We start from the raw sequence: 13,697 nt of genomic DNA, 5'->3' as shown, positions 1-13,697 counted from the left end.
AGACACACGAGCCGTTCATATTGAAAATAATTATACATGAACTTTACCTTTAAAACAGATATCGGTTCATATGAAGGATAATCATTTATTATTTTGGTATAATTATTAAAATTAATGCAAATAACTATTTTAAGTTAAATGATTAAATTTCAATAGAATGTTTTAATAAAAAATAAAATATCACTAGTTTTGTAAAAAACAAAAAGACACCCAGTGAAAATAATGATGAATTATTATAAAATTAAAATAATAATTTGTTTCTGTATGTCTAATAATCTCCTGAAATTTTTGTTTTTGCTGATAACGGCAGTCCCCATATTCGCTCAGAAAAAAAACAGCTTTGACCTTATCTGTGAAAGAACTTCTTCTGTTACGTCGCATAAGGATTTACCAAAAGCGATCAAGACAGCAGACTCTCTTTATATGTTGGCACAGAAGCCTTCTGAGAAAATACAGAGTCTTATTCTCTCTTCAGAACTTTATCAACATGCAGGTGAGCTTAAGAAAGCAATTTGTTATAGTGAAAACGCACACTCGGTAATCAATCAGATTAACGACCCGGAACGGATGGCTGTTGTAACCAGATTACTTGCCAGACAATATAGACAGGTAGGGTTGTACGAAAGATCTAAAAAATATATTATAAAAGGTCTGGAAGCCTCCGGAAGGATTACTGACTTTCAAAAAAGCAATGAAGCGGCAGGACTCCTGAATCAGGAAATGGCATTCTATGAAATGGAGCTGGGTAATTACTCGAATGCAATACGATTTATAGAATCTTCTCTTAAATATTTTGAAAGAATAAACAGCCGCAACGAAAACAAGACGGCTGCTGCTTCTTATCAGTTGTTGGGTGATGTTTATTTCAAACTTAATGATTATCCTGTTTCAGAAAATTATTACAGAAAAGCTGAAAGCTTGCTTAAAGTTGGAAGCTGTACACTCGGATTGGTTTATAATGGTCTGGGAGGAATCCGTCTGAAGCAGAAAAACTGGAAAGATGCTGAACTGTACCTGAAAAAAGCAGAAAAAATAGCAGATACTTCCAGAAGTCTTACCCTGAAAAAAGCAGTATACTCCAATATAAATGATTATTATGAAGGAACGGGGGATAATTTCAAAGCTTCTTTATATGCTGTAAAATATGTAAGGACCTACGACAGCATTGCGGCACGTAATCAAAGCTTCACTATGAAAGGAGCAGAGATTACAAAAGGGAAGGCCAGCAAAAAGAACGGACATCTGAATCTGGTGAAAAATGCTACTATTATTGTCCTGTTTACTTTATTGGTTGGTTTACTTGTTTTCTTTAGGACAAAGCAGAAAAAGCAACGTTCAAAATTCAGAAATATAATAAGGGCTCAGTTGAATATGATCAGCAGCAGAAGTAATCATCCTTTAAAGCAATCTGATAATTCTGAGTTTTCCAATATATCTGTAGAAGAAATTGATGAAAAAGATTCTGAAACAGACCGAAGACGAAATGATTCTCTGATGACATCCGAAACAGAATCAAAACTACTTGAACTTCTTGAAGATTTTGAGAAAGGTGACCTTTATAACAATAAAGGAATGTCTCTGTCTTTTCTTGCAGGTGAATTGAATACCAATACAAAATATCTGTCTTATGTAATTAATCAGCATAAGAGTGCCGACTTCAAATCATATATCAACGGTCTAAGAATCAAATACATTGTGGATAAACTGATCAATGATGAAAAGTACCGGCAGTATAAAATAAGTATCCTTGCTGATGAATGTGGCTTCTCTTCCCACAGTAAATTTGCTGCAGTTTTCAAAGCGGTTACAGACTATTCTCCGTCAGCTTATATTAAATATCTTGATGCTGAAAATCAATCAGATAAAAATGTTCATTTTCCGGAAAATGATTAAAAAGAGATAAATTTTTAAATTCTATCTTATTGTTTTCACGAAAATGAACAACCTATTGTTTTACAGGAAGCCTTTGCTATCCTATCTTTGCGCCAGTTCCAGGGACATGAACGCAATCATACTACAGCCTATCTCTTTTATTTTTTGAAAGAATATTCCTTTTTCTGAAATAAGCTATATGATGAGGAAATCATCCCTAAACTGAAAACTAAACCATGAAAATTGATATATGGAACGCGTGTGTATTTCATCATTGAAACAGCCACGGTTCCTATTTTTATCTTTAAAAAGAAGTATTCTGTTCACAGAATATAAACCATATCTCATAATCGGGGTTGATTGCCCGGTTTTTTTTCAGTCAAGTTTTTTTAAGTGCAAATCCACAGAAGTCTGTGGATTTGTGATTTTATTTAACTTTTGTACTGTCGGGTTTTGTTTTTGAAGTATCGGCAGCTGCCGGAGCAGGTATAGAATTGGCTACAGCAGAATCACCCATTTTGTTTCTTAAAGAATCTTTGTTGTGGGCTTCTTTATATTCCTCTCTTTTTTCTTTATTCTGAGCGCAACTTCCAAGGAAAAGAAGTCCAAGAACTGCTCCTATCCAGAATTTTTTCATAGCAATATATTTTAATGTTGGTTTTAATCAAATATAAAGATAAAAGATAAAAGATAAAAGATAAAAGATAAAAGATAAAAGATAAAAGATAAAAGATGTTGTTATTAAAATTCAATAGAAGTAATTAGATCAACATCACCTCTAGCTTCCCAATAAAAAAATCTGCAGAACTTTCATCTGCAGATTTTCCATTTTAAATTGAACGTATATCAATACTATTTGACAGGAGACATTACCGCTGAATCTTTTTTTATCTTGATACTGTCAGGATTTGTCGTCTTTGTAGTCATGGTATCAGTTGTTGTAGGCGGTACACTTTTTTGTGTGGTGTCTACCGTCGCTGAATCACGGCTGCTAGATGACATTGTCGATTCTTTGGTTCCACAGCTCACTGCAAATATTCCTATTCCAATGACTGTTAGCAATAACTTTTTCATACTATTTTATTTTGGGGTGTAATACATATTAAAAATCAATAACTATTCCTAAGAGGGTACGGAGAATCGTAAAATATAGGTAAAGTTTGTTAAAAGATGTTAGGTAGCAGGTAGCAGAGATGAGGTGTTAGAGGGTGGGAGAGTTAGAGGGTTTGAGGGTTTGAGAGCTTGAGGGAGGAATTTATGAGTTTCTGAGGTTGAGAGGTGGGGAGTGATAATGTTATGAAAAATGAGAGTACCTTTCTTTTTAAACTGCCAATAATCTTAAACCCTAAACTTTAAACTTTGAATCCCCGCAATTCGCATCCCGAACCTTGCATCCCGTCACCACCACAAAAAAAGCCCCGAAACCGAAATTTCGAGGCTGTTGAATCATTTATCAATGATCATTTATCGTTTATTATCCCAGGTATGGATATTTGTAGTTTTTTGGAGAAACAAAAGTTTCTTTTACGCTTCTTACAGAAACCCATCTTAGAAGATTCATTTTAGAACCTGCTTTATCATTTGTTCCTGAAGCTCTACCCCCACCGAAAGGCTGTTGTCCTACTACAGCACCCGTTGGCTTATCGTTGATATAGAAGTTACCTGAAGCATTCTCTAAAGCTTTATAAGCTTCGTTGATCGCGTAACGGTCTTGTGAGAATACAGAACCTGTTAATGAATAAGGAGAAGTAGAATCTACAAGTTTTAGCGTTTCTTTCCAGTCCTGATCTTCATATACATAGATTGATAAGATTGGACCGAAGATTTCCTCTACCATACTTTCGTAGTGAGGATTTGTAGTTTCAATTACTGTTGGGTGTACAAACCATCCTTTAGAATCGTCATATTTTCCTCCAATAGCTACAGTAGCTTCACCTGAAGCATTAGCTCTGTCGATATATCCTTTACATTTCTCAAAAGAATTTTTGTCAATTACAGCGTTTACAAAGTTTGAAGTATCTTCCGGAGAACCTACTTTAATAGAGTTCATCTGAGTTTCCATTACTTTTTTCACGTCAGCCCAAAGAGACTTAGGTACATAAGCTCTTGAAGCAGCAGAACATTTTTGCCCCTGATATTCAAAAGCACCTCTTACCAATGCAGTTGCCACAGCTTCTACGTTAGCAGATGGGTGAGCGATTACAAAATCTTTACCACCAGTTTCTCCAACAATTCTTGGATATGTTCTGTAGTTGTGGATATTATCTCCAATCATTTTCCACATTCCTTGGAATACTTTTGTAGAACCTGTAAAGTGAAGACCAGCAAAATCACGGTGTGCCAATACTTTTTCAGCAGTTTCTTTTCCATCGGTAAAGATCATGTTGATAACCCCTGCAGGAAGACCCGCTTCTGTCAATACATCCATGATTACTTTTGCAGAATATACCTGCTTGTCAGACGGCTTCCAAACTACAACGTTTCCTAACATTGCCATACAAGTAGGAAGGTTTCCTGAAATCGCTGTAAAGTTGAACGGAGTTACTGCAAAGCAGAATCCTTCTAATGGTCTGTACTCAACACGGTTCCAGATTCCATTGTCAGAAACCGGCTGCTCAGCATACATTTCTGTCATGAACTCAACGTTGAATCTTAAGAAGTCGATGAACTCACAAGCTGCATCAATTTCAGCCTGGTGTACATTTTTAGACTGCCCGATCATGGTAGCCGCATTGATTACATCTCTGTAAGGACCTGCCAAAAGATCAGCTGCCTTTAAGAAAATTGCTGCACGCTGTTCCCAGCCTAGTTCATTCCATTCCTGTTTAGCTGCCAATGCCGCGTTGATAGCGTCATCCACATGCTGCATACCACCCTGATAGTAGAAACCGAAGTCATGAGCATGATCCTGAGGAGACTGAAGCTGTACTTTTGTATCAGTTTTCACTTCTTTTCCATTGATAATCATTGGAACTTCTACCTTTTCAGCCCACATTTTTTTATAAGTGTCGATAAGGCTTTTAACTTCCGGAGATCCCGGTTCATAAGAATTTACCGGCTCATTTACCGCTAATGGTACTTGCGAAATTGCTTTTGACATATTACGTTTTATTATTTTATTAAATTAAATAAGATGTGTATACAAATTTACAATAATTATAAGGAAAGAAAAAATACACTCTGTTTTGTCAAATAAATTCCAAAATAGATTTGACGATAACACATATGTTTTTTTTTCATATAAATTTTATAAAATCTTAATGGATTTGTCTTATTTTTTAGGTTTGAGAAAAAAATACATCATTTTATTATAATTATAGGATTTAGGACAATGAAAAATTTGTCATAGTTTATAAATTATGCTTAAGTATTGTAAATAAGGGATTTGAGCTGGAATGTTAAAAATGTATAAAGTTGTATTTGTTGCGATTTTGAACATTTTAAATAATTTTTTTGATAGCCGGGGTTTTAAGATTGTTCTAATTTTACACCATTATTAACAGGGTATGAAAAAAAGAGTCATATTTTTCTCTTTTCTGATATTTTTCTCAGCGTTGTGTGCAGGTCTTTTTGCACAGAAAGGGAAAACTCAGCCATACTCTGATATTCTTTCAAAAATTAATCTCCTTCAGCAGAAATCCGATCAGCAGACCCAGCCTGAAATGTATAGCTTTTCAGATGTGCAGGATGTACAGGATTCCAACGATTGGGAGAAAGTGAAATTTGATTACTCAGTACTTGCACAGCAGTGGCTTAATTATTTCTTTGCAGGGTATTCTCACAATACACGGGTTGCGGCCGTTCAAAACCGTATTTATATTACAGCACCAAGATACATCCTGTATCACTGTCTGCAGATAGCGGGCTGCTAATCCCTTTTTTAAATTTTTAATGATCCGTTGTGGTTTGTATTCATGTGAATACAGATCCGTAAGAATCATTCCCATTTTACATTTTTGAACATATATCTGTTTGCCTTTATGGAGAGGTGAATAGGATATTGTTTGTCCAATTTTAAATAAAAAACATTATGCACTTAACACCGAGAGAAACGGAGAAGCTTATGCTATTTCTGGCAGGCGAACTCGCTCTGAAAAGAAAGGCAAGAGGCCTTAAATTAAACTATCCTGAATCAATAGCACTCATCAGCCATTTTTTGCTGGAAGGAGCAAGAGATGGTAAAAAAGTAGCCGAACTGATGCAGGAAGGCGCTAATCTTCTGACAAAAGAGGATGTAATGCCAGGCGTGTCAGAAATGATTCACGATGTTCAGATTGAAGCCACTTTCCCAGATGGGACTAAGCTGGTAACCGTACACAACCCAATCCGCTAATACACTGATTATGATACCAGGAGAAATTTTTGTAAAAGAAGGCACCATTATCTGCAATGAAGGCAGAGAAACTGTGAAAATAAAAGTAACAAACACAGGAGACCGCCCTATTCAGGTAGGTTCACACTTCCACTTTTTTGAAGTTAATAAAGCGATGAGCTTTGACCGCGAAAAAGCTTTCGGAAAGAGACTGAATATTGTAGCAAGTACTGCAGTACGTTTTGAACCGGGAGAAGAAAAAGAAGTGGAATTGGTAGTAATAGGAGGAACCAAAAAAGCAATGGGCTTCAATAATCTTGTGGACGGACAGGTAGATTCCGAAGAACAGAAAAAAGAAAGTCTTGCAAAAGTTGAAGAATTAAACTTTAAAAATCACTAAGATGAGCTTACACGTAGACAGAAAACAATACGCCAATATATTAGGTCCAACAGCCGGAGACAAAATCAGACTGGGAGACACTGAAATTATTATTGAAATCGAGAAAGATTTTACCCATTACGGAGACGAAGCCGTTTTCGGTGGAGGAAAGACAGTCCGTGACGGAATGGGGCAGAATGTTACTGCTAAAAGAGATGAAGGTGTTTTGGACCTTTGTATCACAGGAGCAGTAATCATTGACCACTGGGGAATTGTAAAAGGGGATATCGGAATCAAAGACGGGAAGATTGTAGGAATCGGAAAAGCGGGAAACCCTGATACGATGGATGGTGTAAGCCCTAATATGATCATTGGAGCTTCAACTGAAGTTCATGGTGGAAAAGGATACATTGTAACAGCCGGAGGTATTGATACCCATATTCACTATATCTGTCCTCAGCAGATTGAAACATCCCTGTACAGCGGAATCACAACAATGATCGGTGGCGGTACGGGACCAAATGACGGGACAAATGCTACAACTGTTACTCCGGGGAAATTCAACATGCAGAAAATGCTTGAAGCAGCTGAAGAATATCCTATGAATCTTGGTTTCTTCGGAAAAGGGAACTGCTCAGCAGAAGAACCTATCGAAGAACAGGTGGAAGCGGGAGCTTTAGGAGTAAAAATCCATGAAGACTGGGGAGCAACTCCCGCAACCATTGATGCAGCATTGAAAGTAGCTGATAAATATGACGTTCAGGTTGCCATTCACACCGATACTCTGAATGAAGGAGGATTTTTAGAGGATACAATGAGAGCAATCAACGGAAGAGTAATCCACACGTTCCATACGGAAGGAGCTGGAGGAGGTCACGCACCGGACATCATTAAAGCGGCTATGTATCCAAACGTATTACCGGCTTCTACAAACCCTACGCGTCCTTACACGGTCAATACTATTGACGAACATTTAGATATGCTGATGGTTTGCCATCATTTAAGTAAAAACATCCCTGAGGATGTGGCGTTTGCAGATTCCCGTATCCGTCCGGAAACTATTGCAGCAGAAGATATCCTTCATGATATGGGAGTTTTCAGTATCATGAGTTCAGATTCTCAGGCGATGGGAAGACCAGGCGAAGTGATCACAAGAACTTGGCAGACGGCAAGCAAAATGAAGGAGCAGAGAGGTGATTTGGCCGAAGATCAGGATCGTGGAAATGATAATTACCGGGCAAAAAGATATGTAGCTAAATATACCATCAACCCTGCTATTGCACACGGTATTTCTGAATATGTAGGATCTGTTGAAGAAGGAAAACTGGCAGATTTGGTGATCTGGAAACCTGCATTATTCGGAGTGAAACCAGAAATGATTGTAAAAGGAGGATTTGTAATTGCTGCTAAGATGGGAGATCCGAATGCATCTATTCCAACACCTCAGCCGATTATTTACAGAAATATGTTCGGGGCACACGGAAAAGCTAAGTTTGGTATTTGTGCGAACTTCGTGTCTCAGGTTTCTATCGACAACGGCACCATCGCTTCTTACAAATTGGAGAAAATGATTCTCCCTGTAAAAAATTGTAGAAATATTTCCAAAAAAGACCTTATTCATAACGATAAGACGCCTTTAATTGAAGTGAATCCTGAAAACTATAAAGTAACGGTAGACGGTGAGTACATCACTTGCGAACCGGCGGAAACACTTCCTTTAACACAGCTGTATTACTTGTTTTAATCTTGAGTTTTCTAAGGCTCGGTTATTCCGGGCCTTTTCCAGGAAAATGAATGTATAATTAATTTGAACAGGTTTAAAATGAAATATTTATTAAATAAAACAGTTTTTTCTCTTGCCATAGCAGGAATTTCCATGCTTTCAGGGAATTTAAGCGCTCAGTTCTTAGGCGGGCACAGGCTTAAAAGTGATGAAGACGGGCCAAAAGGGCAGTTTATGGTGTACGGTTCATTAGACTATTCTAAACTTACAACTCCCTCCAGCAGCAGCAGTACGGTATCAAGTGCGCCACTTGGGGTGGGATACTTTATCAACAATAATGATCTTATCGGAGTCAATTATGCGTACTCACAGAATACGGTTGATCATAATGTTGTCTATAAACAAAATGAAGCCGGTATCTGGTATAGCCCTTCATTAATGTTGGGAAAATACTTTGTACTGATTGGGCAGGTAGATGCTCACTATGTTTGGGGTCAGCAACTGTCAACGGCAGCAGATGCAATGCAGAACTTTAATGGCTTCCGCCTTCGTGCCTATCCTTTGATCGGAATATTACTTGGAGGAGGCTGGGCTTTGAAATTCAAATTTGCAGAACTTTCAATGCTTCAGACAAAGACCAAAGAAGAAGGCTGGACAAAAAACTATGTAGCTGGGATCAGTGGTTCAACATTCGGGGTAGGAATCTCCAAAAACTTAGACTTCAGAAAAAAAATCAAAAATGATAATTAATCAAATCATAGGCAATCTCTCTGAAAATCCTACAGGGAAAACCATAGATTATCTTGATCTGGAATGGTTTGAAACTACCAAAAGAATTCAGCGTAAAAAAACCAGACAGGGGACTGATGTAGCCATTAAATTTCTTAGAGAAGGGCAGCGTCTGCGTGAAGGAGATATTCTTTTTGAGGATGCAGAAAAAATAATTGCGGTAAATGTTCTGGAAACAGAAGCTATCGTGATGTCGCCCGCTTCATTATTGGAAATGGGAACCGTATGTTATGAGATCGGAAACAAGCATATTCCGCTTTTTATTCAGAATGATAAAGTATTGCTTCCTTTTGAGATGCCAATGTTCAGATGGCTGGAGGCTAGCGGGTTTAAACCAGAGAAACAATCTGTGAAATTGCTGAACCTTCTTAAATCTAACGTAGAACCTCACGGACATGGAAGTCTGGGATCAACAATCTTTACAAAAATCTTAAAAATGGCAGCCCCGAAAGATGAATAATAGCAACATAAATTTCCTGTCAGGACTGCTTCATCTTGCAGATCCTACACTTCCCATCGGGGGCTATACCCATTCCAACGGACTTGAAACCTATGTGCAGGAGAGGATTGTACATAATTTAGAGACAGCGAAAGAATTTGTGCAGAATATGCTTCAGTACAACCTTAAATTCAATGATGGGGCTTTTGTAAAACTGGCTTATGAAGCAGCCGAAAAGGGAGATCTGCAAGCATTGTTACTTCTTGATAATGAGTGCAACGCAATAAAATGTCCAAAAGAAATCCGCCAGGCCAGTCAGAAATTGGGGATCAGGCTGATCAAAATCTTTAAAAGGAGAGATCATTTCCCTTTTATGGAAGCTTTTGAAAAAGCAGTGCAGAATAAAGAAGCTAATTCTCATTACTGTATTGTGTTTGGAGTGTATGCTTACTTAATGGAAATTCCTTTGTATGAAGCTCTTTTAGGATTCTATTATACCTCAGTTGCGGGAATGATTACCAATGCGGTAAAACTTGTGCCGCTTGGTCAGCTGGACGGGCAGGATATTTTATTTTCCCTTTATCCTGTAATGGAAAAGACAGTCTGGGAAACTATGGAGCTGGACAGAGATATGGTAGGACTTTGTAATACCGCTTTTGATATCAGGTGTATGCAGCATGAGAGATTGTATTCAAGACTTTATATGTCGTAAAAGGTAAAATAGCAAATAGGTGAATTAGCAAATAAAGCAATGAATGAATTGTTTTTTGCTGAGTGAAACGCCCTTGCGATCAAAAAAAATAAGATACAGGATTAAAAAATTAGCGTCTATAGCGTTAAATAAAATCAATTAAATCAAAAAAAATGGAAAATAGAAAATACATAAAAGTAGGAGTAGCAGGACCTGTAGGATCCGGAAAAACCGCACTACTGGAACGTTTAAGCAGAAAACTATTCGGGACTTATGACCTTGGAGTAATCACCAATGATATTTATACCAAAGAAGATGCTGAATTTATGGCGAAAAACAGTCTTCTTCCTCATGACAGAATTATCGGAGTAGAAACGGGAGGATGTCCTCACACAGCCATACGTGAAGATGCAAGTATGAATCTTGAAGCCGTAGATGAGCTTGCAGCACGTTTCCCTGAGATTGAACTGGTTCTTATCGAAAGTGGAGGTGATAACCTTTCAGCGACATTCAGTCCGGACCTTGCAGACGTTACTATCTTCATCATCGACGTGGCAGAAGGAGAAAAAATTCCTAGAAAAGGAGGTCCAGGTATTACAAGATCAGACTTATTAATTATCAATAAAATTGACCTTGCCCCTTACGTAGGAGCCAGTCTTGAAGTGATGGAAAATGATGCCAGAAGAATGAGAAAAGGAAACCCTTTTGTATTCACAAACCTTAAAACAGACGAAGGACTGGACAAAGTAATAGGTTGGATCAAAAAATATGCTCTTTTAGAGGAGATTGAAGAACCGAACTTAGTAAGATAAATGGACAGTCGTTTAAAAATTATTGCAGGATTTAAAGGAGGAGAATCCTATGTGAAAGATCTTTATGTCTCACTTCCTTTCAGAGTAGTTTCTGTAGGACAGCGAAAAAGTGACAAAAAGCTCTATCAGATGGTGATGAGTTCTTCTCCCGGAATTCTGGATGGAGACCACTATCATCTGGACGTTGCTCTTGAAAAAGGTGCTGCCCTTCAGCTGCAGTCACAATCCTATCAGAGGCTTTTCAATATGAAGGATAAAGCACTTCAGGAGCTGAATGTTTCCATGGAAGATGAAACATCTTTTGCTTACGTTCCTCATCCTATCGTTCCGCATGAAGATTCCAATTTTAAGAGTAAAGCGAATATTCATATCGGGAACAACAGCCAGATTATCATCAGTGAGATCATTACCTGCGGAAGAAAACATTATGGAGAAGTTTTTAAGTTAAAGCGCTTTCAGAATGTGATGGAAATATATCACAACAATAAGCTGGTAGTGAAAGATAATGTTCTGATCCAGCCTGATATGATCCCGATCAGCAGCATCGGAAATCTGGAACAATATACCCACCAGGGAACCCTGATCTTCTACAGTACAAAGGAAAATGTAGATAAAAACGGATTGATTGAAGAGATTGTTGAAGCAGCAGCACAGCATCATGAAGAAATGGAAGTTGGAGTCTCTGCAATGGATGACAATGGTTTTGTAGTAAGAGCTTTGGGACATGGAGGAGAGCTGATGTATAACTTTTTCCTGCATATTCAGGAAATTCTCTGGTCGCTGGAGTAAAAGGTAGGTAAAAAAAAATAAATAAAAAAATGGATAGTACAGTTTGGGCGCTTCTTTTGAGTGCCGTTTCAATAAGTTTCATACATACTGCTTCAGGGCCGGATCATTACCTGCCGTTCATTGTGATCTCAAAATCCAAGAAGTGGAGCGGAATGAAAACAGCAATATTAACGGTTGTCTGCGGTTTCGGACACGTATTCAGTTCTCTGATTTTAGGCTTTATCGGGGTTTTCCTTGGATGGCAGCTTAATAAAATCTCCTGGTTTCAGGATATCAGAGGGAATTTCTCAGGATGGGCACTTCTCATCTTTGGAGGAGTCTATCTGATATATGGTCTCATTCAGGCAGTCAGAAACAAACCTCACAAACATTTTGATGTGATGGGTGATGATGTTTATGTATACGAACATAATCACAGTGAAGTGGTAATGCCTCAAAAAAGAATAAAAGTGACTCCGCTTGTACTTTTCATGATTTTTGTAATGGGACCCAGTGAACCTTTAATTCCTTTATTATTCTATTCGGGAGTGAAACATTCCATGTCTGAAATTGCTGTTCTGGTAACTTCTTTCACGGCAACTACAGTCCTGACAATGCTTGGAATGGTTCTTCTGGGACGTTATGGTTATTCAACATTATTCAATACCGAAAAACTGGAAAGATATATGGGAGTGGTAAGCGGAGCAGTAGTAACCGTTTGCGGGGTAGGAATGGTCTTTCTTGGATGGTAAACAAGTTTCGAGGTGCGAGTGGCAGAGTTTGAGGGTAAGAGGGTTTGAGAGTTGAAGAATAATTGAAATTGAAAATGATGAATTTACAATCTCGTAATTTTTATATCAAATCTGATCCCCTTACCTAGAAACCCGTATCTCGAATCTGATACAACATTCTACATTAATACAATTAAAAAAAACTATGAACGAATTTTTCAAAAAACTCCCTTTTCTAGACCATGTTTTGAAAGGAATCGGACAGATTATGCTTCAGGAAAACAGATGGACAGGACTTTTGTTTCTTATAGGAATATTTATGGGAAGCTGGCAGTGCGGGGTGGCGGTATTGCTTTCAACTGCAGCCGGAACTTTTACTGCCATGAAACTTAACTATGCTAAATCTGAAATTAATGCCGGACTTTACGGCTTCAGTGCGGCCCTTGTAGGAGTGGCGTTGTCTTTTCTGTTTGAGACTACATTGCTGATCTGGATTTTAATAGTGTTGGGTGGAGCATTGGCGGCTGTTATTCAGCATTTCTTTATTCAGAAGAAAATTCCGGTCTTTACTTTTCCTTTTATCATTATTACATGGGTATTGGTATTTGCACTCCATCATTTTACCCATATTCCGCCATCAGCGATGCTGAGCAGTGAAGTGGTACCTACAGAATATGATGACTTTCTTGCCTGTACCAATGGTTTTGGCGAAGTGATATTTCAGGGTGGCATACTTTCAGGAATGATTTTCTTTCTTGCCGTTTTTATCAGTTCTCCCATAGCAGCTTTATATGGGCTGGCAGCATCTATTCTTGGTGCAGGATTATCACAGTTGAATGGAGAACCTATCAAAGAAATCCATATGGGATTATTTGGTTTTAATGCAGTGCTTTCCGCAATCGTTTTTTCCGGAGTAAAAAAAACAGATGGTTTATGGGTGCTTATTGCCGTTCTTATCACTATTGCAATTGATGATCTTTTAATAGATAATCACTGTCTGGATTTGGTGGGTGGAGTATTTACTTTCCCATTCGTAGCCGGAACGTGGATTACACTTTTAATTCAGAAGGTATTCCTTAAAGTAAAAAGCTAAGGGTTTGAGAGTTGGAGAGTCTTAGAGTAGGAGAGTGAGAGAGTTTGAGAATGAAAGACTGTTTAAAGTTCTTTCCTGATGATTAACG

At 37.9% G+C, this 13,697-nt stretch carries 15 protein-coding genes; 12 read left to right on the top strand and 3 right to left on the bottom strand.

Annotated features, from left to right (window positions below):
- Window positions 1-264 precede the first annotated feature (264 nt).
- On the top strand, window positions 265-1,893 hold the full coding sequence (locus tag FW780_RS07735) for an AraC family transcriptional regulator (protein ID WP_167510661.1): 1,629 nt from the start codon (window positions 265-267) through the stop codon (window positions 1,891-1,893).
- A 406-nt stretch (window positions 1,894-2,299) separates the two neighbouring features.
- Here FW780_RS07735 and FW780_RS07730 read toward each other — a convergent pair whose 3' ends face one another.
- The 3 genes from FW780_RS07730 to pruA all read right to left on the bottom strand — a co-directional run bounded on the left by FW780_RS07730 (window position 2,300) and on the right by pruA (window position 4,972).
- On the bottom strand, window positions 2,300-2,509 hold the full coding sequence (locus FW780_RS07730; RefSeq protein ID WP_149833063.1) for a hypothetical protein: 210 nt from the start codon (window positions 2,507-2,509) through the stop codon (window positions 2,300-2,302).
- Between the two features lie 215 nt (window positions 2,510-2,724).
- Window positions 2,725-2,934, bottom strand: a complete 210-nt coding sequence (locus FW780_RS07725; RefSeq protein WP_241676871.1) for a cytochrome C551 — start codon at window positions 2,932-2,934, stop codon at window positions 2,725-2,727.
- Between the two features lie 412 nt (window positions 2,935-3,346).
- Window positions 3,347-4,972 (bottom strand): L-glutamate gamma-semialdehyde dehydrogenase, encoded by a 1,626-nt coding sequence (gene pruA, locus FW780_RS07720; RefSeq protein ID WP_149833061.1) that lies wholly within the window; start codon window positions 4,970-4,972, stop codon window positions 3,347-3,349.
- 406 nt (window positions 4,973-5,378) lie between these two features.
- Between pruA and FW780_RS07715 the strand changes: the two genes are divergently transcribed.
- The 11 genes from FW780_RS07715 (at window position 5,379) to FW780_RS07665 (ending at window position 13,609) form a co-directional block, all read left to right on the top strand.
- Window positions 5,379-5,744, top strand: coding sequence for a hypothetical protein (locus FW780_RS07715; protein ID WP_149833060.1), 366 nt, complete (start codon window positions 5,379-5,381; stop codon window positions 5,742-5,744).
- Window positions 5,745-5,902: 158 nt separating this feature from the next.
- Entirely contained in the window at window positions 5,903-6,205 is a 303-nt protein-coding gene (gene ureA / locus FW780_RS07710; RefSeq protein WP_034697260.1) for an urease subunit gamma, read from the top strand.
- Between the two features lie 10 nt (window positions 6,206-6,215).
- The gene (ureB, locus tag FW780_RS07705; protein WP_149833059.1) at window positions 6,216-6,584 is read left to right on the top strand and encodes an urease subunit beta; all 369 of its coding nucleotides are present in this window, start codon (window positions 6,216-6,218) and stop codon (window positions 6,582-6,584) included.
- Between the two features lies 1 nt (window position 6,585).
- A complete protein-coding gene (gene ureC, locus FW780_RS07700; RefSeq protein ID WP_149833058.1) occupies window positions 6,586-8,307 on the top strand; it encodes an urease subunit alpha in 1,722 nt (573 codons plus the stop codon).
- A 78-nt stretch (window positions 8,308-8,385) separates the two neighbouring features.
- Entirely contained in the window at window positions 8,386-9,036 is a 651-nt protein-coding gene (locus FW780_RS07695; protein WP_149833057.1) for a hypothetical protein, read from the top strand.
- Window positions 9,026-9,535, top strand: coding sequence for an urease accessory protein UreE (ureE, locus tag FW780_RS07690; protein WP_142718679.1), 510 nt, complete (start codon window positions 9,026-9,028; stop codon window positions 9,533-9,535). Before FW780_RS07695 ends, ureE begins: the two co-directional genes overlap by 11 nt.
- Window positions 9,528-10,226, top strand: coding sequence for an urease accessory protein UreF (locus FW780_RS07685; RefSeq protein WP_149833056.1), 699 nt, complete (start codon window positions 9,528-9,530; stop codon window positions 10,224-10,226). Before ureE ends, FW780_RS07685 begins: the two co-directional genes overlap by 8 nt.
- Window positions 10,227-10,378: 152 nt before the next feature.
- Complete coding sequence (ureG, locus tag FW780_RS07680; protein WP_047094673.1) at window positions 10,379-11,017, top strand: urease accessory protein UreG; 639 nt, start codon at window positions 10,379-10,381, stop codon at window positions 11,015-11,017.
- A complete protein-coding gene (locus tag FW780_RS07675; RefSeq protein ID WP_149833055.1) occupies window positions 11,018-11,806 on the top strand; it encodes an urease accessory protein UreD in 789 nt (262 codons plus the stop codon).
- Window positions 11,807-11,835: 29 nt separating this feature from the next.
- Window positions 11,836-12,537, top strand: coding sequence for a hypothetical protein (locus FW780_RS07670; RefSeq protein WP_149833054.1), 702 nt, complete (start codon window positions 11,836-11,838; stop codon window positions 12,535-12,537).
- A gap of 184 nt (window positions 12,538-12,721) precedes the next feature.
- A complete protein-coding gene (locus tag FW780_RS07665) occupies window positions 12,722-13,609 on the top strand; it encodes an urea transporter (protein WP_149833053.1) in 888 nt (295 codons plus the stop codon).
- Window positions 13,610-13,697 lie beyond the last annotated feature (88 nt).

The sequence above is a fragment of the Chryseobacterium sediminis genome, assembly GCF_008386505.1.
GTDB lineage: Bacteria > Bacteroidota > Bacteroidia > Flavobacteriales > Weeksellaceae > Chryseobacterium > Chryseobacterium sediminis.
This window is presented reverse-complemented; position numbering and strand designations above follow the sequence as displayed.

What these genes read in the sequence shown, in the direction of transcription:
- FW780_RS07735 (WP_167510661.1), top strand. Translation starts at nt 265, where the DNA reads ATGTCTAATAATCTCCTGAAATTTTTGTTTTTGCTGATAACGGCAGTC.
- FW780_RS07730 (WP_149833063.1), bottom strand. Translation starts at nt 2,509, where the DNA reads ATGAAAAAATTCTGGATAGGAGCAGTTCTTGGACTTCTTTTCCTTGGA.
- pruA (WP_149833061.1), bottom strand. Translation starts at nt 4,972, where the DNA reads ATGTCAAAAGCAATTTCGCAAGTACCATTAGCGGTAAATGAGCCGGTA.
- FW780_RS07715 (WP_149833060.1), top strand. Translation starts at nt 5,379, where the DNA reads ATGAAAAAAAGAGTCATATTTTTCTCTTTTCTGATATTTTTCTCAGCG.
- ureA (WP_034697260.1), top strand. Translation starts at nt 5,903, where the DNA reads ATGCACTTAACACCGAGAGAAACGGAGAAGCTTATGCTATTTCTGGCA.
- ureB (WP_149833059.1), top strand. Translation starts at nt 6,216, where the DNA reads ATGATACCAGGAGAAATTTTTGTAAAAGAAGGCACCATTATCTGCAAT.
- ureC (WP_149833058.1), top strand. Translation starts at nt 6,586, where the DNA reads ATGAGCTTACACGTAGACAGAAAACAATACGCCAATATATTAGGTCCA.
- FW780_RS07695 (WP_149833057.1), top strand. Translation starts at nt 8,386, where the DNA reads ATGAAATATTTATTAAATAAAACAGTTTTTTCTCTTGCCATAGCAGGA.
- ureE (WP_142718679.1), top strand. Translation starts at nt 9,026, where the DNA reads ATGATAATTAATCAAATCATAGGCAATCTCTCTGAAAATCCTACAGGG.
- FW780_RS07685 (WP_149833056.1), top strand. Translation starts at nt 9,528, where the DNA reads ATGAATAATAGCAACATAAATTTCCTGTCAGGACTGCTTCATCTTGCA.
- ureG (WP_047094673.1), top strand. Translation starts at nt 10,379, where the DNA reads ATGGAAAATAGAAAATACATAAAAGTAGGAGTAGCAGGACCTGTAGGA.
- FW780_RS07675 (WP_149833055.1), top strand. Translation starts at nt 11,018, where the DNA reads ATGGACAGTCGTTTAAAAATTATTGCAGGATTTAAAGGAGGAGAATCC.
- FW780_RS07670 (WP_149833054.1), top strand. Translation starts at nt 11,836, where the DNA reads ATGGATAGTACAGTTTGGGCGCTTCTTTTGAGTGCCGTTTCAATAAGT.
- FW780_RS07665 (WP_149833053.1), top strand. Translation starts at nt 12,722, where the DNA reads ATGAACGAATTTTTCAAAAAACTCCCTTTTCTAGACCATGTTTTGAAA.